Genomic DNA, 22,983 nt, shown 5'->3' with positions numbered 1-22,983 from the left:
GATCGAACGCGAAGGACCTCAGGCCGGCTCGGCCACCAGCCCCAGCTCGGCCACCGAGGCGAGCGCCTCGTTCCGGGGCAGGGCGCGCACCGTGTAGCCGAAGGGTCCGGACACCGCGAGCGGCACGAGGGCGTCGAACCGGTGGCGGTTGCCGTCGTAGGACTCCCCCACGGTCATCGGCGTGACGGAGGTGGCGGTCAGCTCGTCGTCCGAACCGATCCTGCCGTGCACGACCTGGACCTCCACGTCGGACGGCGACAGCGAGCCGAGCGCGACCCAGGCGCGGACGGCGAGCGTGGCGCCGACCTCGGCCTGGTCGCCGACACCCTCGGAGTCCACGTGCTCGACGCGCACGCCGGGCCAGGCGGCGCGTACGGACTGCTTCCACTCCGAGAGCGAGTGCGCGCCGGCGTAGTCGGAGTTGAGCGACCGCGCGGTGTGCGCCGCGGGCGCGTAGAGTTCGCGGACGTAGTCGCGCACCTGACGGGTGGCCAGCACCTTGGGACCGAGCGACTTCAGTGTGTGGCGCACCATCTCCAGCCAACGCGGCGGCACGCCCTCGTCGTTGGTCTCGTAGAACCGCGGGACGACCTCGGTCTCGAGGAGGTCGTAGAGCGCGTTGGCCTCGAGGTCGTCACGACGGTCGGGGTCGTCGATGCCGTCGGCCGACGGGATCGCCCAGCCGTTGTTGCCGTCGTACCACTCGTCCCACCAGCCGTCGAGGATCGACAGGTTGAGCCCGCCGTTGAGCGCGGCCTTCATCCCGGAGGTGCCGCAGGCCTCGTAGGGGCGCAGCGGGTTGTTGAGCCAGACGTCGCAGCCCGGGTAGAGCGGCTGCGCCATCGCGATGTCGTAGTTGGGCAGGAACGCGATGCGGTGGCGGATCTCAGGGTCGTCGGCGAAGCGCACCATCTCCTGGATGAGTCGCTTGCCGGTCTCATCGGCCGGGTGGGCCTTGCCGGCGATCACGAGCTGGATCGGGCGCTCGGGGTCGAGCAGGAGCTTCCTGAGCCGGGCGGGGTCGCGCAGCATCAGGGTGAGGCGCTTGTACGTCGGCACGCGTCGCGCGAAGCCGATGGTCAGCACGTCGGGGTCGAGGGCGGTGTCGATCCAGGTGGTCTCGGCCGGAGCGTAGCCGCGCTTGGACGCCGACTTCTTCATCCGGTCGCGGGCGTCCTCGATGAAGCGGGTGCGCAGGGTGCGCTTGAGGTCCCAGATCTCGCGGTCGCCGAACTGGTCGACCATCGGCCAGAGTGCGTCGGTGTCGTCGCCGTCGACGTCCGCGCCGCGGCTCGCGGCGAGCTCGATGACTTCTCGGGCGATCCAGGTCGGGCCGTGCACCCCGTTGGTGATCGACGTGATCGGGACCTCGGCCTCGTCGAAGGCGGGCCAGAGGCCGTTGAACATCCCCCGCGACACGTGGCCGTGCAGCTGCGAGACGCCGTTGGCGCGCTGGGCGAGGCGGAAACCCATCACCGCCATGTTGAACACGCCGGCGTCGCCACCGTCGTAGTCCTCGGCGCCGAGCGCGAGGATCCGGTCGACCGGCACGCCCGGGGTCGGGCTGTTGCCGCCGAAGTACTGGGAGACCAGCTCGCGCGGGAAGCGGTCGATGCCCGCGGGGACCGGGGTGTGCGTCGTGAAGACCGTGCCGGCGCGGGACACCTCGAGCGCGGTGTCGAAGTCGAGGTGCGGGCCGTCCTCGGCGACGGTGAGCTCGCGGATCCGCTCGATGCCGAGGAAGCCGGCGTGGCCCTCGTTGGCGTGGAAGACCTCCGGGGCCGGCGCCCCGGTGATGCGCGACCACACCCGCAGCGCGCGCACGCCGCCGATGCCGAGCAGCAGCTCCTGGCGCAGCCGGTGCTCGGAGTTGCCGCCGTAGAGCCGGTCGGTGACGTCGCGGTAGTGGGCGCTGTTCTCCTCGATGTCGGTGTCGAGCAGCAGCAGCGGCACGCGGCCCACGTGTGCGACGAGGATGCGCGCCACGAGGTCGGGGCCGTCGGGCAGCGCGATCGTGACCGTCGCCCGGCTGCCGTCGGCCTCGCGGAGGACGCTCAGCGGCAGCTCGTCGGGGTCGAGGACCGGGTAGGACTCCAGCTGCCAGCCGTCACGGTCGAGCGCCTGCTTGAAGTAGCCGTGGCGGTAGAACAGACCGATGCCGACCAGGGGGATGCCGAGGTCGGAGGACGCCTTGAGGTGGTCGCCGGCGAGGATGCCGAGACCGCCGGAGTACTGCGGGAGCACCGAGGTGATGCCGTACTCGGACGAGAAGTACGCGACCGCGCGGGGCGCGTCGGTGCCGGCCTTGCGGGCGTACCAGCGGTCCTCGGTGAGGTAGCGCTGGAGGTCGTCGTGGGCCGCGTCGAGGCGAGCCCGGAAGTCGCCGTCGTCGACGAGCTGGTCGAGCCGCTCACGCCCGACCGCGCCGAGGAACCGGACCGGGTCGCGCTTGACCTCACGCCACAGCGAGGGGTCGATCGAGGAGAACACGTCCTGCGTGGGCGGGTGCCACGACCAGCGGAGGTTGCCGGCCAGGACGGACAGCGCGCCCAGGGGCTCGGGCAGGACAGGACGGACGGTGAATCGTCGGAACGCTCGCACGGTCCTGCACGCTAGGGCATTTCTTGGAACGATCCAAGCGCGCGGGCCCGACTCATGAGTAACCTCGCGGCTCGTCCCGCCGTTGTTGCGGCATGACGCAGCCCCGCCACCGCCTCGGCCGCACCATCCTCGCGGCCGCCTCGCTCCTCGCGATCTCCACGCTCACCACGATCGCCACGCCGGCCACCGCCGAGCCCGAGACGATCACTCCCGGCCCCGCCCCACGCGACGTGCGTACGCTCGGCGACCCGGTGGCCGGTCCGGCCGACGTCGACTCCCGGGGCACCGCACTCCCCTCCCCCGCGCAGCGCCAGGCCGTGGCCGCCCTCGGCGACGTCACCGCCAGGTGGAACTCGCTCGGCACTCCCGCGTCGATCCTCCCGACCGGGGGGAGCCTCGGCGCCGCGCCGGGCGCCCCCGCGGCCGGGGCCCGCGCCTGGCTGCGCGAGCACGCCGCCGCGTTCGCCCTGACGCCCGAGGCCGTCGACCGCCTCGAGCTGGTCAGCGCGCAGGAGCTGGCCCAGTCCGAGGCCCGTGCCGTGCTGTTCCGCCAGCAGTTCGACGGCGTCGCCCCGGCACTGGGCGGCCTGGTCACCGTGGGCGTCGCCGACGGCGAGGTCGCGTACGCCTCCTCCTCGCTCGCCCGGACGACCGGCTCGATGCCGGCGGCCACGCTGACGCCGCTCGAGGGCTGGCTCGCGGCGGCGAGCGACCTGTCCGTCGGCTTGCCGGCGGCGCAGGTCGCGGACATCACGAGGAGGGTCAGCGGCGGTTGGACGCGGCTCACCGTGCCCGGCTTCGCCCAGGAGCAGCAGGTCCGCCTGCGCGCGCTGCCGATGGCCGACGGCTCGGTGCGCCCCGTGCTGGAGGCCAACGTGGTCAACGTCGCCGGCGGTGCGACCCTGGCCTTCACCTCGCTCGTCGACGGGGTGACCGGCGAGGTCCTCGCCCGTCACAACAAGACCGAGAACTTCGCCTACAACGACGTCTTCACCGGCGCGGTCGACCTCGCGACCGGCTGCGGACCGAAGCACCCGTTCGACCTCGAGGACGACCTGACCCGGTCGATCAGCGCGGTCGCCACCGGGTCGCCCACGGACGACTTCGTCCTCAAGCTCTTCCAGGGCTCGACCTTGCTCGCCTCGCAGGACCTCGCCACCAACCCGGAGGCCCTCCAGTACTCGGCCGCCAGCATCCCGGGCGGCACGTACTCGCTCCAGGTCTGCGAGTTCGAGCCCGGCACGGTCGTCCTCGGCCAGTACGCCCTGGCGGTCACCACCAGCGACTCCGCGGCCCCCGGGGCCGGCGACCTCGCCGCCAACCCGCGCTGGCGCCTCTTCACCGCCAACCCGACCCTCGACTCCCCCGAGGAGACGCCGACCAACTCGGTCGTCGCCTGCTGGAGGTCCGGAGCCGACGAGTGCGCCACGTCCCCCACCCCGCTCGCCAACGTCGCGGCCTTCGGCCCCTGGGACACGATCGGTGCCCTGCCGACCTTCACCACCGTCGGCAACACCGCCAACACCCACGAGGCCTGGACCAGCCCGCTCACGCCGGGCGGTCTCTTCCAGGCGCCGGTCTCCGCGGAGCGGCACTACACCGAGGAGTTCGAGGACCACTGGAACAACAGCCGGTGCGACGTGGCCCAGCTCGTGCCCGGCGGCAACGACATCGACGCGTCGGTCGGCAACCTGTTCGCCGCGCACAACCGGATGCACGACTACTCCTACTACCTCGGCTTCACCGAGGAGAACTACAACATGCAGCTCGACAACGGCAGCCGCGGCGGCGTCGGGGGCGACCAGGAGGTCGGCAACGCGCAGGCGGGTGCGATCACCGGCGGCAGCCCGAGCTTCCTCGGCCGTGACAACGCCAACCAGATCACCCTGCAGGACGGCACGCCCGGCATCACCAACCAGTACCTCTTCGAGCCGATCGCCGGCGCGTTCTACGCCCCCTGCACCGACGGGGGCCTCGACATGGGCATCGTCGGCCACGAGTACACCCACGCCATCAGCAACCGCATGGTGGCCGGCCCCGACGAGGGCCTGACCTCCGAGCACGGCGGGGCCATGGGCGAGTCCTGGAGCGACCTGGTCGCCGGCGAGTACCAGTTCGCGCACGGCTACAGCAACGGCGGCAACGTGTGGGCGGTCGGCGCGTACGCCACGGGCAACACCGAGACCGCGATCCGCGACTACTCGATCGACGACAACCCGCTCAACTTCTCCGACTACGGCTTCGACTCCACCGGGCCCGAGGTCCACGCCGACGGCGAGATCTGGAACGGGACCATGTGGGAGGTCCGGCGGGCCCTCGTCGAGAGGTACGACGCCGAGTTCCCGTACGCCGACAGCGCCCTCCAGCTCGCCTGCGCGCAGGCCACCCCGACCGCCACGCCGCGCCCGGTGGACACCTGCCCGGGCAACCGCCGCTGGGTCCAGCTGATGTTCGACTCGTTCCTGCTCCAGCAGGGCGCCACCTCGATGCTCGACGCGAGGGACGCGCTGATCGCGGCCGACCGGATGCGGTTCGACGGCGCGAACGAGGACGTCCTGTGGGCGGCCTTCGCCCGCCGCGGCATGGGCGTGGACGCCTCGGTCGTCGACGCCGACGACCACGAGCCGGTCCCGAGCTTCGCCAACCCGAGCGGTCCGGTCTCGACGATCACCTTCGCCACGACCGGCGCGGCCAGGATCTACGTCGGCGACTACGAGGCCCGCGTGACCCCCGTCGCCGACACCGACCCGACCACCGGGCTCGGCGCCAGCGCGCGCTTCACCCCCGGCACGTACGAGATGCTGGCGGTCTCGCCCGACCGCGGGTTCACCCGCTGGACGATGACCGTCCCCGGGGACGGTGCCGACCGCACCGAGACCATCGGTGACGTGGTCAACCTGGCCGGTGCCGCGGCCGGGGCGTCCGTCATCGGGGCGACCGAGGGGTCGCTGAACCCCGAGGCGCTCATCGACGGCACGGAGGCCACCAACTGGGGCGGGGTGACCGAGGCCCAGGTCGACGAGTCCCACCCGTCCGTCTCGGTCGACCTCGCCGGCGACGTCAGCACCGTCAGGAGGGTGCAGGTCAGCGCCTACCTGACCCCCGCGCCCGCGTCCGGCACCGACGTGCCGCTGGCGCAGGAGGACCCCGACTCGGGATCGCGCTTCACGGCGCTGCGCCAGTTCGCCCTCGAGGCCTGCACGACCGACTGCGGGTCGCCCGGTGCGACGTGGACGCAGTTCTACACCTCGCCCGCGGACGCCTTCCCCAGCACGCTGCCCCGACCGGTCGCGCCGACGCTCACCATGCGCGCGTTCGACGTGCCTGACACGGAGGCCGCCGCCGTACGCCTGGTCACCCTCGAGAACCAGTGCACCGGCCAGGAGGCGTACGCAGGCCAGCAGACGGCGAGCACGACCGTGCTGACGGACTGCAAGGAGGGCTCGGACCGCGGCACCATCGTGCATGCCGCCGAGCTCCAGGTCTTCGGCGAGGACGCCACGCTGCCGGAGCAGCCCGACCCGTCGGGTGCCGGCAGCTCGACCGGCGGCTCGACCGGCGGCACGGGCACCGGCACCGGCACCGGCACCGCGACGCCGACGCAGACCACGCCGGCCACCGCCCGCGTACGACCGACGGTGTCGCTGACGGTGCGGCGGAGGATCCAGACGACGCGGAACCGCGCGCCGAAGCTGCTGGTCGAGGTCAGCTCCCCCAGTGCGCTGCCTACGGCGGGACGGCTGGTGGTCGTCATCGACGGGAAGAGGTGGAAGAGCTTCACCACCCGGACCGGTGAGCGCACGGTGCTGGTGACCAAGCGCCTGCTCCGCGGCCGGCACACCGTGCGGGTGCGCTTCCGTCCCGCGGACCGCAGCGCCCTCGCACCGGCCCGCAGCCGTCTCCAGCGGATCGTGGTGACGCGGCGGTGAGGTAGCGGCGGGCAGCAGCCGGGCGGCGGCCGGGCGGCGGCCGGGCGGCGGCGGGGCAGGGCCGTGTCAAAGGGGTGAGACCGTGCCCCGTCCGGCTTGCGCCCCGACCCCGACCTTCGCAAGTGTGGGGGCATGGTTGGACGGATACCCGTGATGGATGTCTCTCCCGTGGTCGACCTCGGTCGCCAGTCGGCCAAGGCCACGGTGGGCGAGCCGACGCCCGTACGCGCGTCGGTGTTCCGCGAGGGCCACGACCAGCTGGCCGCGGAGGTGGTGGCCACTGACCCGGCGGGGCGTACGCGCGATCCGGTGCGGATGCGTCCCGACGGGGACGCACCCAACCGCTACGTCGCCCACGTCGTCCCCGACGTCCCCGGCGAGTGGACCTTCGAGATCCACTCGTGGTCCGACCCCGTCGCCACCTGGCAGCACGACGCCGGCATCAAGATCCCGGCCGGGGTCGACGTCGAGCTGATGTTCACCGAGGCCCGGCTGCTGCTCGAGCGGGTGGCCGCCGGCACCGGCGCCGACGCCCTCGACATGGGCTCGGCCGACCACGTCATCGGTGCGATCGCCGCCGCGTCCGACACCAGCCGTCCCGTCGGTGCGCGCCTCGCCGCCCTCCAGGACCCCGAGCTCGGCGCCGTGCTGCTCGCCCACCCCCTGCGTGAGCTGCTCACCGTCACCGGCCCCTTCCGCTTCCGCGCGGACCGCACCCGCGCCCTGTTCGGCAGCTGGTACGAGTTCTTCCCCCGCTCCGAGGGCGCGACGCGCGACGCGAAGACCGGCAAGGTCACCTCCGGCACGTTCCGCACCGCCGCCAAGCGGCTCGACCGGGTCGCCGAGATGGGCTTCGACGTGATCTACCTCCCGCCGATCCACCCGATCGGCGAGGTCAACCGCAAGGGCCCCAACAACACCCTCACCCCAGGCCCGGACGACACCGGCTCGCCGTGGGCGATCGGCAGCAAGGACGGCGGCCACGACGCCATCCACCCCGACCTCGGCACGTTCGCCGACTTCGACGCCTTCGTCGCGCGCGCCGCGGAGCTCGACCTCGAGGTCGCCCTCGACCTCGCCCTCCAGGCCGCGCCCGACCACCCGTGGGTGACCACCCACCCGCAGTTCTTCACCACGCGCGCCGACGGGAGCATCGCGTACGCCGAGAACCCGCCCAAGAAGTACCAGGACATCTACCCGATCAACTTCGACAACGACCCGTCCGGCATCTGCCGCGAGGTCCTGCGCATCGTGAGGCTGTGGATCTCGCACGGCGTGCGGATCTTCCGCGTCGACAACCCCCACACCAAGCCGCTCGCGTTCTGGGAGTGGCTGCTCGCGGAGGTCAGGCGCACCGACCCGGACGTGATCTTCCTGTCCGAGGCGTTCACCAAGCCGGCGATGATGCACGGGCTCGGCGCAGTGGGCTACCACCAGAGCTACACCTACTTCACCTGGCGCACCGGCAAGCGCGAGATCGAGGACTACCTCGTCGAGGTGTCGAGCCAGTCCGACCACCTGATGCGGCCCAACTTCTTCGTCAACACCCCGGACATCCTCCACGCCTACCTGCAGTATGGCGGGCCGGCTGCGTTCAAGGTGCGCGCGGCGCTCGCCGCCACCGGGTCGCCGAGCTGGGGGGTGTACGCCGGCTACGAGCTGTTCGAGCACGTCGCGGTCAAGCCCGGCTCGGAGGAGTACCTGGACTCCGAGAAGTACCAGATCCGGATCCGCGACTGGGAGAAGCACGACGCGGAGGGCACCACGCTCGCGCCCTACCTGACCCGGCTCAACGAGATCCGGCGCCAGCACCCGGCGCTGCAGCTGCTGCGCAACGTCAGCATCCACCACAGCGACGACGACCACGTGCTGGTGTTCAGCAAGCGGCACGACCTCCCCGACGGCACCAGTGACGTCGTCATCAGCGTCATCAATCTCGACCCGCACGGCACGCGGGAGACGATGGTCCACCTCGACATGCCGGCGCTCGGCATGGAGTGGCACGACTCCTTCGTCGCCCACGACGAGATCACCGGTGCCGACTGGAGCTGGACCGCGCACAACTACGTACGCCTCGACCCCGGCTGGGAGCCCGCCCACATCATCAGTGTCAGGAGGACCCGTTGACCGACCACCCCACGTCAGCCGAGATGCCGACGGACGCAGGCGCGGCCACGGCAGTCCTCAACGCAGAGCCGGAGTGGTTCAAGACGGCGGTCTTCTACGAGGTGCTCGTGCGGTCGTTCCGCGACGCCGACGGCGACGGGACCGGCGACTTCAAGGGACTCATCGAGAAGCTCGACTACCTCGAGTGGCTCGGGGTGGACTGCCTGTGGGTGCCGCCGTTCTTCACCTCGCCGCTGCGCGACGGCGGCTACGACGTCGCGGACTACAACAACATCCTCCCCGAGTGCGGCACCGTCGAGGACTTCCACGAGTTCCTCGACGCCTGCCACCAGCGCGGCATCCGCGTGATCATCGACTTCGTCATGAACCACACCAGTGACGCGCACCCGTGGTTCCAGGCCAGCCGCAGCGACCCGGACGGGCCCTACGGCGACTTCTACGTCTGGTCCGACACCGACGAGCTCTACCAGGACGCGCGCGTCATCTTCGTCGACACCGAGCCGTCCAACTGGACGTGGGACCCGGTGCGCCAGCAGTACTTCTGGCACCGGTTCTTCCACCACCAGCCCGACCTCAACTTCGACAACCCCAAGGTCCACGACGCGATGCTGGACGCGATGGCGTTCTGGCTCGACATGGGCCTCGACGGCTTCCGGCTCGACGCGGTGCCCTACCTCTACGAGCGCCCCGGCACCAACGGCGAGAACCTGCCCGAGACCCACGACTTCCTCAAGAAGTGCCGCCGCTTCGTCGACGAGCACTACCCCGGTCGCGTGCTGCTCTGCGAGGCCAACCAGTGGCCCGCCGACGTCGTGGAGTACTTCGGCCCGGAGCAGACCGAGGACGGCCGCTGGGTCGGCACCGAGTGCCACATGGCGTTCCACTTCCCCGTGATGCCGCGCATCTTCATGGCCGTGCGCCGCGAGTCGCGCTTCCCGATCTCGGAGATCCTCGAGCAGACGCCGTCGATCCCCGACGGGTGCCAATGGGGCATCTTCCTGCGCAACCACGACGAGCTCACCCTCGAGATGGTCACCGACGAGGACCGCGACTACATGTGGTCGGAGTACGCCCACGACCCGCGGATGAAGGCCAACATCGGCATCCGACGGCGGCTCGCCCCCCTCCTCGACAACGACGTCAACCGGATGGAGCTGTTCACGGCGCTCCTGCTGTCGCTGCCCGGGTCCCCCGTCCTCTACTACGGCGACGAGATCGGGATGGGCGACAACATCTGGCTGGGCGACCGCGACGGCGTGCGTACGCCCATGCAGTGGACGCCCGACCGCAACGCCGGCTTCTCCTCCGCCACGCCGGGCAAGCTGCACCTGCCCGCCATCCAGGACCCGGTCTACGGCTACCAGTCGGTCAACGTCGAGGCGCAGCTCGAGAACACCTCCTCGCTGCTGCACTGGACCCGCCGGCTGGTCCACGCCCGGCGCCGCCACCCGGCCTTCGGCCTCGGCGACTTCACCGACCTCGGCGGATCCAACCCGAGCGTGCTGTCCTACGTCCGCGAGCACGGCTCCGACCAGGGCCGCGACGTGATCCTGTGCGTCAACAACCTGTCCCGGTTCCCGCAGCCGGTGGAGCTCGACCTGCGCCACTGGGAGGGCATGGTCCCGGTCGAGCTGCTCGGCGGGGTGCCGTTCCCGGCCATCGGCGAGCTGCCCTACCTGCTCACGCTGGGTGGGTACGGCTTCCTCTGGCTGCGCCTGACCGATCCCGAGGCCGGTGGGACCGGCATGGCGACGGGCATGGGGGTGGCGCAGTGAACGAGGAGCTGAGGAGCTGGATCGCGGAGGCTCGCTGGTTCGGCGGCAAGGGTCGCGACTGGGAGCTCACGGCCGTACGCCGCGTGGGCGAGCTGCCCGACGCCCCGGACGGCCTGCGCGTCACCATCGAGCTGGCGGAGGTGGTCTACGGCGGGGACCACTCCGACACCGAGCTCTACCAGCTGCCCCTCGCCTACTACCGGGAGCCGCAGGACCGCCTCGCCCACGCGCTTGTCGGTGAGTGGCACGACGAGGAGCTCGGGCAGGCGTACGTCTACGACGCCGTGCACGACCGCGAGTCGATGGCGCTGTGGCTGAGGGCCTTCGCCGCTCCCCCGACCAGCACGGCGCGCGGGCTGCTCGACTTCCACAGCCTCGCCGGCCACGACCTCGACCTCGAGGCCCACTCGACGCTCTTCTCCGGAGAGCAGTCGAACTCCTCGGTCGCCTTCGGCGAGGACGCGCTGATGAAGGTCTTCCGCAAGGTGACCCCCGGCGTGAACCCCGACATCGCGATCCACCAGGTGCTCACCGAGGCCGGCTCGACCCACGTCGCCGCGCTCTACGGCTGGCTCGACCTGGTCGACGACGAGACCAACACGACCATCCAGCTGGCGATGCTGCAGCAGTTCCTCCGCACCGCCAGCGACGGCTGGGACCTCGCCCTGGCCAGCGTCCGCAACCTGTTCGCCGAGGCCGACCTGCACGCCGACGAGGTCGGCGGCGACTTCGCCGGCGAGGCCGCGCGGCTCGGGGTCGCGCTGGCCGAGGTGCACGCCGACCTCGCCGAGCACTTCCCGCTCGAGCAGCGCGACGCCGCCGTCGTCGACGCCCTCGCCACCGCCATGGAGCAGCGCCTCACCGCCGCGATCGACATCGTGCCGGACCTCGCGATCCACGAGGCCGCGCTGCGCGAGACGTACGGCCGCCTGCGCGGGCTGGACCACATCGACGTGCAGCAGGTGCACGGCGACCTGCACCTGGGCCAGACGCTGCGCACCTCCAAGGGCTGGAAGATCGTCGACTTCGAGGGCGAGCCGGCCAAGCCGCTCGCCGAGCGGCTCGAGCCGGACTCGGCGTGGCGCGACGTCGCCGGGATGATGCGGTCCTTCGACTACGCACCGCGCGTGGTCGCGCTCAGCGGCGGGTACGACGCCGAGGAGTCCGACCAGCGGACCTACCGCGCCGCGGAGTGGTCGGCGCGCAACCGCACCGCCTTCCTCGACGCCTACACCAGCTCACGCGGGGTGGACGCCGACCGGACCGCCGAGGTCCTGCTCGACGCCTACCTCGCCGACAAGGTCGTCTACGAGGCGGTCTACGAAGCACGCAACCGACCGGGATGGCTGTCCATCCCGCTGGCAGCGTTGGGAGAGACGCGATGACCGAGACGACACATGCCCCAGGTGAGCTCGACCTGCACCTCATCCACGAGGGGCGCCACGAGGAGCTCTGGAAGGTCCTCGGCGCCCAGGTCGGCGAGGACGGCACCTCGTTCCGCGTGTGGGCGCCCAACGCGATGGAGGTCCAGGTCGCCGGTGAGTGGGCCGGCTGGGACGGTGCGGCACACCCGATGACCCGGCTGGCCGACTCCGGCGTGTGGCACGTCCACGTGAAGGGTGTCGGCGTCGGCGACCAGTACAAGTACCGCCTGCGGGGCGCCGACGGCCAGTGGGGCGACCGCGCCGACCCGCTCGCCCAGTACGCCGAGAAGCCGCCGAGCTCGGCCTCTCGCGTCTGGCGCTCCGAGCACGAGTGGGGCGACGACGCCTGGCTCGAGGCGCGACGCACCAAGCAGCCCGCCGACGAGGCCATGTCGACCTACGAGGTGCACCTCGCGTCGTGGCGCAAGCACTACTCCGGCGAGCTCTACTCCTGGGACGAGATCGCCGACGCGCTCGTGCCGTACGTCTCCGACCTGGGGTTCACCCACGTCGAGCTGATGCCCGTCATGCAGCACCCCTTCGGGGGCTCGTGGGGCTACCACGTCACCTCCTACTTCGCGCCCGACTCCCGCTTCGGCGACCCCGACGGGCTCAAGCGGCTCATCGACCGCCTGCACCAGGCCGGCGTCGGCGTCATCCTCGACTGGGTCCCCGGGCACTTCGCCACCGACGAGTGGGCGCTGGCGCGCTTCGACGGCACCCCGCTCTACGAGGACCCCAACCCGCAGCGCGGCTGGCACAAGGAGTGGGGCTCCCACATCTTCAACTTCGGCCGCCACGAGGTGCGCAACTTCCTCTACGCCAACGCGGTCTACTGGCTCGAGGAGTACCACGCCGACGGCCTGCGCGTGGACGGCGTGGCCTCGATGCTCTACCTCGACTACGCCCGCGAGCACGGTGAGTGGTCGCCCAACGTCCACGGCGGCCGGGAGAACCTCGAGGCCGTGCAGTTCCTCCAGGAGATGAACGCCACCGTCTACAAGCGGGTCCCCGGCATCGTCACGATCGCCGAGGAGTCCACGGCATGGCCCGGCGTCACCGGCCCCACCAGCGACGGCGGCCTCGGGTTCGGCTTCAAGTGGAACATGGGCTGGATGCACGACTCGCTCACCTACGTCGCCAAGGACCCGCTCTACCGCAGCCACCACCACGGGCAGATGACGTTCTCGCTCGTCTACGCCTTCGCCGAGAACTACGTCCTGCCGATCAGCCACGACGAGGTCGTCCACGGCAAGGGCTCCCTGCTGCGCAAGATGCCCGGCGACCGCTGGCAGCAGCTCGCCAACCTGCGCGCCTATCTCGCCTACATGTGGGCCCACCCCGGCAAGCAGCTGCTCTTCATGGGCTGCGAGTTCGGCCAGGAGTCCGAGTGGGCGGAGAGCCGCGAGCTCGACTGGTGGCTCCTCGAGCACCCCGAGCACGCCGGCGTGCACGCCATGGTCCGCGACATGAACGCCACCTACAAGGCCTCCGGCGCGCTGTGGGGCCGCGACAACGACCCGGCCGGCTTCCAGTGGCTCGACGCCAACGACGCGGGACGCAACACCTTCTCGTTCGTCCGTCGCTCCCCCGGCCACCCCGACCTGGCCTGCGTCGCGAACTTCGCCGGGAACCCGCACGAGGGCTACCGCCTCGGGCTCCCGTCCGCCGGCACCTGGACCGAGGTGCTCAACACCGACGCGGAGGCCTACCTCGGCTCCGGCGTGGGCAACCTCGGGTCCATCACGGCGGTCCAGGGCGACCACCACGGCCAGCCGGCGTACGCCGACATCGTCGTGCCCCCGCTCGCGACGGTGTGGTTCAGGAAGGACTCCTGAACCACACCTGGCTCACGCTCACATCAGGTGGATCATCTTGATCATGCCCATCAGCGCGTGAGGCATGCCGCCCATCTTCGGGTCGGGGAAGAAGCACAGCACGACATACTGCCCACCGGGCAGGTCGTAGTCGACGGTCATGCTCCGCCCCGGGCTGAGCGAGCCGGTCTCCAGCGTCCCGGGCAGCAGCCACGACGGAGGCGGCCCCTCCTCGCTCTGCAGGAACTCCAGCACCTGGTCGGCCGTGGTGCCCTCGGCGACCTGCTGCAGCAGCACGAAGTGCGGGACCCCGGTGTTGCCCTTGTTCTTGAACAGGAAGCGGCCCTTCATCGGCAGGTGCGAGGCCCCTCCCCACGAGGGACCGTTCTTGGCGATGATCCTGCCGTCGGTCCTCGGCGTCCTGGACGACCGGACGGGACCCCTCAGTGTGAAGGCCTTCCCGAACACCGGCCCGCGCTGGCCGAGCGCGAACGGCGTGTAGGAGCCCGCCCTGGGGAACACGACCGTTCCAGTGCCACCTCCGGCAACACCACCGAGGATGGTGGTGTTCGCGAGCGCGCGCCGGAGGGCCTTGATGTCGTTCTTGGACTCGAACTTGCCCAGGTCCTTGGCGAAGTCCGCGACGTCGTAGCCCTTGTCGAACATGAGGAACTCGACGACGCCCTTGCCGCTGACGCTCAGCTTGACCCGCCCGGCCCGCAGCCTGTCGACGCCGGACATCCGGATCGTCTTCCTGGTCAGCGTCGCCTTGACCTGGGGCATCGCCGCGCTGGAGCTCGCGGCCGCGACCGAGGCGTTGACGCCGGTCGGTGACAGCAGGAGCGGCGAGGCCACGAGCGCTGTTGCGCTCACGACAGCCACTGCCCTGCGCATCCTCTTCACCATCTGCATGAGTGACCAACCCTTCTCCGTGAGCCACCCGGCCGGCGCCGACGCGGCAGGTCCAGTACAGGCACGTTCCTACGCCTCCGTCGCGAGGGATCCCCTCCCTTGTCCGAACGACCCCGATAACGGGTATGCGACCGACCTGGGCCGGGAGGCACACTCGGAGGGATGTGGGGGTCGAGAGTGCGTGTCGCGGTCGGTGCGACCGCAGTCCTGCTGTGCGCCACGGTCCTGGTAGCGTACGACGTGTCCCCGGCGCCGGACGCAGGTCCCGCGTGGGCCGAGCCGGTCCGCAACGCCACCATCGTGATCGACCAGGGCGGGGTGCGGAAGGGGTACGCGACGCCCCTGGTGACCGTGTCGGGCGGGGGCGAGGTGACCGTGGTCAACCTCGACTCCTTCGACCACACGGTGACCTCGGTCGCCAACGGACCGGACGGGCTGCCCCTGTTCGACGTCCGTGTCCGGGCCGGCACGACCGCGACCGTGCCGGGAGTCGACCTCCTGGCGGCCGGCCAGTGGGACTTCTACTGCAAGCTCCACCCGGGGATGCGCGGCGTCCTCACCGTCGAGGGCACGGGCGGTGGCGTCGAGCCGGAGCGGCCCACGTTCGAGCAGCCGCTCGTCGTCCCGCGGACCGAGCGGGGTGCGGACATCCGGCTGGTGATGCGACGCAGCCTGGTGCGGGCCCGGCCGCACGGTCCGCGCACCTCGATGTGGACCTACGACGGCAGCTACCCAGGGCCCACGATCCGCCGCCGCGGCGGCCAGGGCACGGAGGTCACGATCGTCAACCGGCTGCCGCGCGGGGCCGGTTCGATGACCACGCACCTGCACGGCGACCACCACGCCTCGCAGCACGACGGACAGCCCACGACCCAGCTGATCCGTCGAGGGGCGAGCCGCACCTACGACTACCCCTTGACGGTCGACGGCCGCGCCGCGCCCGGGTCGTTCTTCTGGTACCACGACCACCGCATGGACCACACTGCCCGCAACAACTGGCGCGGCCTCCAGGGCATGTTCATCGTCACTGATCCGCCGCGCGACGGGCTCCAGCTCCCCCGTGGCCGGCGCGACGTGCCGCTGATGATCTCCGAGCGCTCCTTCCGCGCGGACAACCAGCTGACCGACCCCTTCGCGAGCGGTTCGAGGATGGTCGGCCACCACGGCGCGATGGCGTGGGTCGGGCCCCACGCCCCGCCGGACGACGCCACGATCGGCGACACCGTGCTGGTCAACGGCCGGGAGGCGCCCTACCTCACCGTCTCGGCGACCCGCCATCGGCTGCGCCTGCTCAACTCCTCGCCGTTCTCCAGCTACAACATCGCGCTGTCCGACGGCCGCCCGTTCCTCCAGATCGGCACCGGCAGCGGTTTCCTGCCCCGAGCGGTGGTCCGCACCCACGTGCTCCTCGGCCCCGCACAGCGGGCAGACGTCCTGGTCGACTTCGCCGGCGCCACCGGCAAGCGGATCGTGCTCGAGTCCGATCCGGCGTCCCCGGGCACGACGGGGGACGACGCCCGTGCGACGGCCATCATGGAGTTCCGCGTGGGGTCGCCCGCGCGCGACGCCTCGCGCCTCCCCGCCCGGCTCCCCTCCCCGGAGCTCGTCTCGCCCGTCCCGAGGAAGGTGTCGAAGTCGTGGACGTTCGGGCTCTCGGGCGATCGCCGGTCCGGCGAGCACGGGGGTCACGGCGGGCACGGCACCTTCTGGTCGATCAACGGCAAGGCCTTCGACCCCGGTCGCATCGACCATCGGGCCGGGCTCGGCACCGTCGAGCGGTGGCGCTTCCGCAACACCAGCGACGTCACCCACTACGTCCACATCCATGCCGAGCAGTGGCGCACCCTGCTACGTGACGGCAGGATCCCGCCCCCGTGGGAGCAGGGCCTGGAGGACACCTGGCGGCTGGAGCCCGGCGAGGTGGTCGAGGTGGCGGCCCGCTTCACCGACTACACCGGGCCCTTCATGATCCACTGCCACATGCTCGACCACGAGGACCACGGGATGATGGCGCGCTTCGACGTGGTTCGCTGAGCCGTCGCGACACCGTGCCTGCAGCTGGCGCCAGGTCCACACTGCGCGAGCGCCACAGCGCGCTCGCCACTTCCCGACCGCCTGCCTGACGACGTGGTCCGTGGCTAGGGTGAGGGAGTGCCTGCCGAACAGCCGACGCTGACTGACGGGACCGTCACGCTGCGACCGTGGCGCGACGAGGACGTCGCCGAGGCGGTGGCCGGGCACGACGACGAGATGGCCCTCTGGTTCGGGTGGGACCCGGCCGACGTCAGCGAGGAGAGGCACCTCGCGGCGATCTCGCGCTGGCGCGAGCGCTACCGGGCCGGCGAGCAGGCGTCCTTCGCCGTCGAGCACGACGACCGCCTGGTCGGCAGCGTCGAGCTGACCCGCGAGGGCAGCGCGGGAGCGCGGCTGAGCTGGGCCCTGTACGCCGGCCGCCGGGGCCGCGGCCACGCTGCGCGCGCCGTACGCCTCCTCGTGGACTGGGCCTTCGCCGACTCCGAGCAAGGAGGCTGGGGGCTCCAGCGGGTCGAGGCACGCATCGACCCGCGCAACGACCGGAGCCGCCGGGTGGCGACCCGGGCGGGCCTGCGACTCGAGGGCGTGCAGCGCGTGACGCCCGGCATGGGCGACCGTCCGGACGCGACGTCGTACCTCGTCTTCGCCCGGCTCTCCACCGACCCGCCCCTGTCCGACCCCGAGAGCTTCCGCGCCCTGCTCAACTCCTTCCTCCCGCGCAAGCGCGCAATCTCCCAGATGCTGGTGCGCGACCCCGAGGGCCGCGTGCTGCTGTGCCAGCTGACCTACAAGCGCGACTGGGACCTGCCCGGCGGGGTCGTCGAGGTCGGCGAGTCCCCGCAGGTGGCCGTGCAGCGCGAGGTCGAGGAGGAGCTCGGCCTCGAGGTCGAGCCGCGCGGCCTCCTGCTCACCGACTGGCTGCCCCCGTGGGGCGGCTGGGACGACGCAGTGTGCCTGGTCTTCGACGGCGGCACGCTGCCGCACTCGGCGCTGGCCGACGTCGTCATGCAGGAGCGGGAGATCCGCGACGTGCGGTTCTGCACGCTCGAGGAGGTCGACGAGCTCGCGGCCGACTTCACCGCGCGCCGGGTCCGCGCGGCGGTCGGCGGCGCCCAGCCGTATACGGAGTCCGGTCGCTGAGGCAGGATGCCTTCATGACCTGGGTCTACGACTTCGCAGAGGGCAGCAAGGACCAGAAGGACCTCCTGGGCGGCAAGGGGGCCAACCTCGCCGAGATGACCAACCTCGGCCTGCCCGTCCCACCGGGCTTCACGATCTCGACCGAGACCTGTCGGGCCTACCTGGCCCTGAAGGAGACCGGGGAGGGAGGCGAGCCCGAGGGCCTAGGCGAGGAGGTCACCGAGCACCTCGCCGCGCTCGAGGAGGCGATGGGCAAGAAGCTCGGCGACGCCGACGACCCGCTCCTGGTGTCCGTGCGCTCGGGTGCCAAGTTCTCGATGCCGGGGATGATGGAGACCGTCCTCAACGTCGGTCTCAACGACACGTCCGTGGGCGGGCTCGCCGCCCGCAGCGAGTCCGACCGGTTCGCGCAGGACTCCTACCGACGGCTCCTGCAGATGTTCGGCGGGACCGTGCTGCACGTGGACTCCCACCTGTTCTCCGAGTCGCTCGACGAGGCCAAGCGGGCCAAGGGCACCGACGACGACCTCGACCTCGACGCCGACGACCTGCGCGGGGTGGTGGAGTCCTTCAAGGCGATCATCCGCGAGCAGACCGGCCGCGACTTCCCGCAGGACCCCCGCGAGCAGATGGACCTCGCGATCCGCGCGGTCTTCGACTCCTGGAACACCGACCGGGCGCGCCTCTACCGCCGCCAGGAGCGGATCCCGGAGGACCTCGGCACCGCGGTGAACGTGCAGGCCATGGTCTTCGGCAACTTCGGCATGGACTCCGGCTCCGGAGTGGCCTTCACCCGCGACCCGGCGAGCGGCGCCCAGGGCGAGTACGGCGACTACCTCCAGAACGCCCAGGGCGAGGACGTCGTCGCCGGCATCCGCAACACGGTGTCCCTCGCCGACATGGCCGAGATCGACCGGAGGTCCCACGACGACCTGATGGGGATCATGTCGCGGCTCGAGCGCCACTACCGGGACATGTGCGACATCGAGTTCACCGTCGAGCGCGGCAAGCTCTGGATGCTCCAGACCCGCGTCGGCAAGCGCACGCCCGAGGCCGCCTTCCGGATCGCGGTCCACATGGTCGACGAGGGCATGATCCAGATGGACGAGGCGGTCCTCCGCGTCACCGGGGAGCAGCTCGCCCAGCTGATGTTCCCCCGCTTCGACGAGTCCTCCGAGCGCACCCTCCTCGCCACCGGGATGAACGCCTCCCCCGGCGCGGCCGTCGGCAAGGCGGTCTTCGACTCCGACACGGCGGTGGAGTGGGCCGCGCGCGGCGAGGACGTGATCCTGGTCCGCAAGGAGACCAACCCCGACGATCTGCGCGGCATGGTCGCGGCCCGCGGCATCCTCACCAGCCGCGGCGGCAAGACCTCCCACGCCGCCGTCGTCGCCCGCGGCATGGGACGTACGTGCGTGTGCGGCGCGGAGTCGCTCGACGTCGACACCAAGGGCAAGCAGTTCACGGTGCGCGACGGGGAGGTCGTCCGCGAGGGCGACGTCATCTCCATCGACGGCACCACCGGCGAGGTGTTCGCCGGCGCCGTGCCCGTCGCCGACTCGGTCGTCGTGCGCCACTTCGAGGGCGAGAAGCTCGACGACGACCTCGCCCACGCGGTCGCCCGGATCATGGCCCACGCCGACGGTGCCCGCCGCCTGCGGGTGCGCACCAACGCCGACACCCCCGAGGACGCCGCCCGCGCCCGTCGCTTCGGCGCCCAGGGCATCGGCCTGTGCCGCACCGAGCACATGTTCCTCGGCGAGCGCCGCGAGCTGGTCGAGAAGCTGATCGTGGCCGAGGACGAGGCCGGCGTGGAGGACGCCCTCGCGGCGCTGCTGCCGCTGCAGCGCGAGGACTTCGCCGGGATCCTCGAGGAGATGGACGGCCTGCCGGTGACGATCCGGCTGCTCGACCCCCCGCTCCACGAGTTCCTCCCCGACCTCACCGAGCTCAGCGTCGAGGTAGCCCTCGCCGAGGAGCGCGGCGAGGTCGACGAGCGCGCCGCGACCCTGCTCACCCACGTACGCCGCCTCCACGAGCAGAACCCCATGCTCGGCCTCCGCGGCGTCCGACTCGGCATCCAGATCCCGGGCCTGTTCCTCATGCAGGCCAGGGCGATGGCGGAGGCTGCCGCCGACCGGATGGCCGTCCACGGCACGCCGCGGCCGGAGATCATGGTGCCGCTGGTCGCCAGCGTCCGGGAGCTCGAGATCGTCCGTGCGGACATCGAGCGGGTGATCGCGGAGGTCGAGGAGGACCGGGGCGTCAAGCTCGACATCGCGATCGGCACGATGATCGAGCTGCCGCGCGCGGCGTTCCTGGCCGACCGGATCGCCAAGCGGGCCGACTTCTTCTCCTTCGGCACCAACGACCTCACCCAGATGGCGTGGGGCTTCTCCCGCGACGACGTCGAGTCGTCGTTCTTCTCGCGCTACTTCGAGCACGGCATCTTCGACGTCTCGCCGTTCGAGTCGCTCGACCAGCGCGGCGTGGGCGGGATGGTCGAGATGGGCACGACCAAGGGCCGGGAGACCAATCCCGACCTCAAGATCGGCGTCTGCGGCGAGCACGGCGGAGACCCGAGGTCGGTCCACTTCTTCGACGAGGTCGGGCTCAACTACGTGTCGTGCTCGCCCTTCCGGGTGCCTGTGGCACGGCTCGAGGCCGGGCGTTCGGTCCTCGGGAAGCGGTAGGCCGGTCCGGGCTCCCGACGCGACTCAGAACAGCGCCGAGGCGAGGTCCCGCCGGCCCGCCAGCACGCGGGGGTCGTCGTTGCCGACGGCGGCGAACAGGCCGAGCAGGTGGTCGCGCGCCTTCTCGCGGTCCTTGTCGCTCGTACGGGCGACGAGGTTGACCAGCCTCGTGAAGGCGTCCTCGACGTGGCCACCGAGCATGTCGAGGTCGGCGACCATCGTCTGGGCGTCCACGTCGTCGGGGTTCTCCGCCGCGGCCGCGCGGGCCGCATTGAGGTCGACGCCCTGGGTGCGCTGCATGACCTTGGCGATGGCGAGACCGCCCGCGGCCTCGACGTCGGCCGGGTTGGCGTCGACGAGCTTCTGGTACTCGGCGACCGCGGCGTCGACGTCACCGGCGGCGAGCGCGTCCTGCGCGGGCGCGTAGCGCGGGTCGACGACCTCCTCCTCGCCCTCGGACGCCGGAGTCCCGCTCGAGCGGGGCTGGTGGCGCCCCGTGATGCCCTGGGCGGTGAGCTGCTGGCCGACCTGGGTCAGTGCCGTGCGCAGCTCGTCGATCGGCAGCGGGTCCTGCAGCAGCGGCATCGGACGGCCGTCGACGACGGCGACCACGAGCGGGATCTGCGGGATCTGCATCGCCTGCGCGATCTGGGGCGCAGCGTCGATGTCGACGAGACCGAGGAGGTAGCGGCCCTCGTGCTCCTCGACCACCGTGGCGAGGTCGTCGGCGAGCTGACCGCTCTCCGGCATCCGGGTGCGCGAGTAGAACACCAGGAGCACCGGCGCGGTCATCGACTGCTCGAGCAGGCCCTGGAAGCTCTGCTCGTCGACGACCACGCTGTAGGACGCCCCGCCCGCCTGGGCAGCGGGCCGGCCGGTCGGGGCTCCCGCCGGCGGGGCGGGCTGCCCCAGCCCGGAGAGGTCGATGGCACCTGGACGGCTGAAGGGCTGCTGCGTCATGGCTCAATCCTAGGGATCCGCGCCATGGGGCGGATCCCGGGTCGGTAGCCTCGCGAGCATGGGATCCCGTGGCGCGGTGCTGTCGACGCGTCACCGGCGCAACGTCGCACTCCTCGTACGCTTCGGCGCGGTCGGGGCGTCCGGGGTCGTGGTCAACCTCCTCACCCTGGTCCTCCTGCGCCGGATCGGCCCGCACTTCGACGACGCCGTGGTCGCCCTCGGCGCCACTGACTACAACCTGCGCTGGTACCACGTCTACTCCACCGCCGCGTTCCTCGTCGCGAACCTGTCCAACTTCCAGCTCAACCGCACGTGGACCTTCCGGACCACCCGGGCGGCCTCCTGGACGCGCGAGTACTGGCCGTTCCTCGCCGTGGGGCTCGGGGTGCAGGTGGTGGGCCTCGCCCTGCTCACGCTCCTCATGCACCCGCACTCCCCCGTCAGCCTGCCGAGGGAGGTCTTCGACGACTCCTCCGGCCTGCGCAACCGCCTCTACTGGTCCCAGCTCGTCGTGATCGCGCTCGTCACGCCGCTGTCGTTCGTGCTCAACAAGCTGTGGACCTTCGCCGCCGTACGCTCGTGGCGCCTCGACCTCCGCACGTGAGGCGGGACCTGGGGTGGGAGTGACCTCTGGTGAGCATGTGGCCCGCGCGCCGATTTGTGGCCGAACTGGGCACTGCCTCGCCTGTCACCGCACCCCTACCGCGTGGTAGAAAATGCCGCGAGCTCGACGGGAGGGACGCCAGGGCATGACGACATCGGGGTCGTACGACTTCACCGGCTACCAGGTCCTCGTCGTCGGCGGCACACGAGGCGAGGGCCACACCATCGCCTCCTCGTTCGCCGAGTGCGGCGCCTCCGTGACCGTCACGGGCACGATGATCCTGCGCTCGCTCTACGAGAGCGACCTGTCGGCCTTCGACTACGAGTCGGTCAACCTGGCGCGCCAGGAGTCGATCGACCACCTGGCCGGCACGGTCAACCACATCGACGTGCTGGTGCTCGCCGCGTCGTGCAACCTTCCCTACGGCCTGCCGCCCGGGGAGCGGGCCTTCGTGGCCGAGGCGACCCGGTCGGGCCTCCTGGGCCCGACCTTCCTGACCACCCGCCTTCGTCTCAAGCTCGGCCAGAGCCCGGCCCTGGGCGGCGGCTGCGTCGTCAACACCGGCGCGGTGACGTCGTGGCTGCAGCTCGCGGCGACGCCCGAGGCCGCCCAGCGCGAGCTCGTCGAGTCCACCGCGCGCGCGGGCGACAACTGGGCCGGTCTCGGGGTGCGGGTCAACTCGGTGCTCCAGGCCCAGCGGTCCGTGCTGCCGCGCCAGTACGCCCCGGGCTCGACGGCGTCCGGCGGCAGCCGGGCCGCGGGCGGCACGATGGTCCGCACCGCGCAACCGCGCGTGGGCGACGCCGTGGCCGACGCGACGCTGTTCCTGGCGAGCAGTGCCGCCGCGCGCATCACGGGCCAGACGCTGCGCATCAGCTGAGGGATCCCTCGCGACACCGCTGTCGCCCGAGTTCGGCGAAATGCCGTGCACGCCGGTCCAACCCAGTTACATTTCCACCACACGGAA

The 22,983-nt window shown here is 71.4% G+C and carries 13 protein-coding genes; 10 read left to right on the top strand and 3 right to left on the bottom strand.

From position 1 onward, the window contains the following. Positions 1-18: 18 nt before the first annotated feature. Positions 19-2,601, bottom strand: a complete 2,583-nt coding sequence (gene glgP, locus EXE59_RS13840) for an alpha-glucan family phosphorylase (RefSeq protein WP_135839428.1) — start codon at positions 2,599-2,601, stop codon at positions 19-21. Positions 2,602-2,693: 92 nt separating this feature from the next. On the opposite strand from glgP, the gene EXE59_RS13835 reads away from it, so the two are divergent. From EXE59_RS13835 to glgB, 5 genes are all read left to right on the top strand, one after another. Continuing rightward, complete coding sequence (locus EXE59_RS13835) at positions 2,694-6,530, top strand: M36 family metallopeptidase (protein ID WP_210428995.1); 3,837 nt, start codon at positions 2,694-2,696, stop codon at positions 6,528-6,530. 132 nt (positions 6,531-6,662) lie between these two features. Next, a complete protein-coding gene (locus EXE59_RS13830) occupies positions 6,663-8,657 on the top strand; it encodes an alpha-1,4-glucan--maltose-1-phosphate maltosyltransferase (RefSeq protein ID WP_135839427.1) in 1,995 nt (664 codons plus the stop codon). Between the two features lie 23 nt (positions 8,658-8,680). Next, on the top strand, positions 8,681-10,432 hold the full coding sequence (gene treS / locus EXE59_RS13825) for a maltose alpha-D-glucosyltransferase (RefSeq protein WP_135841300.1): 1,752 nt from the start codon (positions 8,681-8,683) through the stop codon (positions 10,430-10,432). Next, a complete protein-coding gene (locus EXE59_RS13820) occupies positions 10,429-11,817 on the top strand; it encodes a maltokinase N-terminal cap-like domain-containing protein (protein WP_135839426.1) in 1,389 nt (462 codons plus the stop codon). Before treS ends, EXE59_RS13820 begins: the two co-directional genes overlap by 4 nt. Next, positions 11,814-13,694 (top strand): 1,4-alpha-glucan branching protein GlgB, encoded by a 1,881-nt coding sequence (glgB, locus tag EXE59_RS13815; RefSeq protein ID WP_246056783.1) that lies wholly within the window; start codon positions 11,814-11,816, stop codon positions 13,692-13,694. Before EXE59_RS13820 ends, glgB begins: the two co-directional genes overlap by 4 nt. Before the next feature lie 18 nt (positions 13,695-13,712). Here glgB and EXE59_RS13810 read toward each other — a convergent pair whose 3' ends face one another. Beyond that, positions 13,713-14,546, bottom strand: a complete 834-nt coding sequence (locus EXE59_RS13810) for a hypothetical protein (RefSeq protein ID WP_135839424.1) — start codon at positions 14,544-14,546, stop codon at positions 13,713-13,715. 201 nt (positions 14,547-14,747) lie between these two features. Here EXE59_RS13810 and EXE59_RS13805 point away from each other — a divergent pair, with 201 nt between their 5' ends. The 3 genes from EXE59_RS13805 to ppdK all read left to right on the top strand — a co-directional run bounded on the left by EXE59_RS13805 (position 14,748) and on the right by ppdK (position 20,452). Beyond that, on the top strand, positions 14,748-16,619 hold the full coding sequence (locus tag EXE59_RS13805; RefSeq protein ID WP_135839423.1) for a multicopper oxidase domain-containing protein: 1,872 nt from the start codon (positions 14,748-14,750) through the stop codon (positions 16,617-16,619). A gap of 117 nt (positions 16,620-16,736) precedes the next feature. Further along, complete coding sequence (locus tag EXE59_RS13800) at positions 16,737-17,759, top strand: NUDIX hydrolase (RefSeq protein WP_135839422.1); 1,023 nt, start codon at positions 16,737-16,739, stop codon at positions 17,757-17,759. A gap of 14 nt (positions 17,760-17,773) precedes the next feature. Then, positions 17,774-20,452, top strand: coding sequence for a pyruvate, phosphate dikinase (ppdK, locus tag EXE59_RS13795; RefSeq protein ID WP_135839421.1), 2,679 nt, complete (start codon positions 17,774-17,776; stop codon positions 20,450-20,452). Between the two features lie 24 nt (positions 20,453-20,476). On the opposite strand, the gene EXE59_RS13790 is transcribed toward ppdK, so the two are convergent. After that, positions 20,477-21,412: a co-chaperone YbbN gene (locus EXE59_RS13790; RefSeq protein ID WP_135839420.1), complete on the bottom strand. Its 936-nt coding sequence runs from the start codon at positions 21,410-21,412 to the stop codon at positions 20,477-20,479. Between the two features lie 58 nt (positions 21,413-21,470). On the opposite strand from EXE59_RS13790, the gene EXE59_RS13785 reads away from it, so the two are divergent. Beyond that, a complete protein-coding gene (locus tag EXE59_RS13785; protein WP_135839419.1) occupies positions 21,471-22,016 on the top strand; it encodes a GtrA family protein in 546 nt (181 codons plus the stop codon). Between the two features lie 145 nt (positions 22,017-22,161). Next, complete coding sequence (locus tag EXE59_RS13780) at positions 22,162-22,896, top strand: SDR family oxidoreductase (RefSeq protein ID WP_168218512.1); 735 nt, start codon at positions 22,162-22,164, stop codon at positions 22,894-22,896. Positions 22,897-22,983 lie beyond the last annotated feature (87 nt).

The sequence above is a fragment of the Nocardioides eburneiflavus genome (genome assembly GCF_004785795.1).
GTDB lineage: Bacteria > Actinomycetota > Actinomycetes > Propionibacteriales > Nocardioidaceae > Nocardioides > Nocardioides eburneiflavus.
The sequence above is the reverse complement of the archived record's forward strand: the minus strand, read 5'-3'. Positions and strand labels throughout refer to the sequence as shown.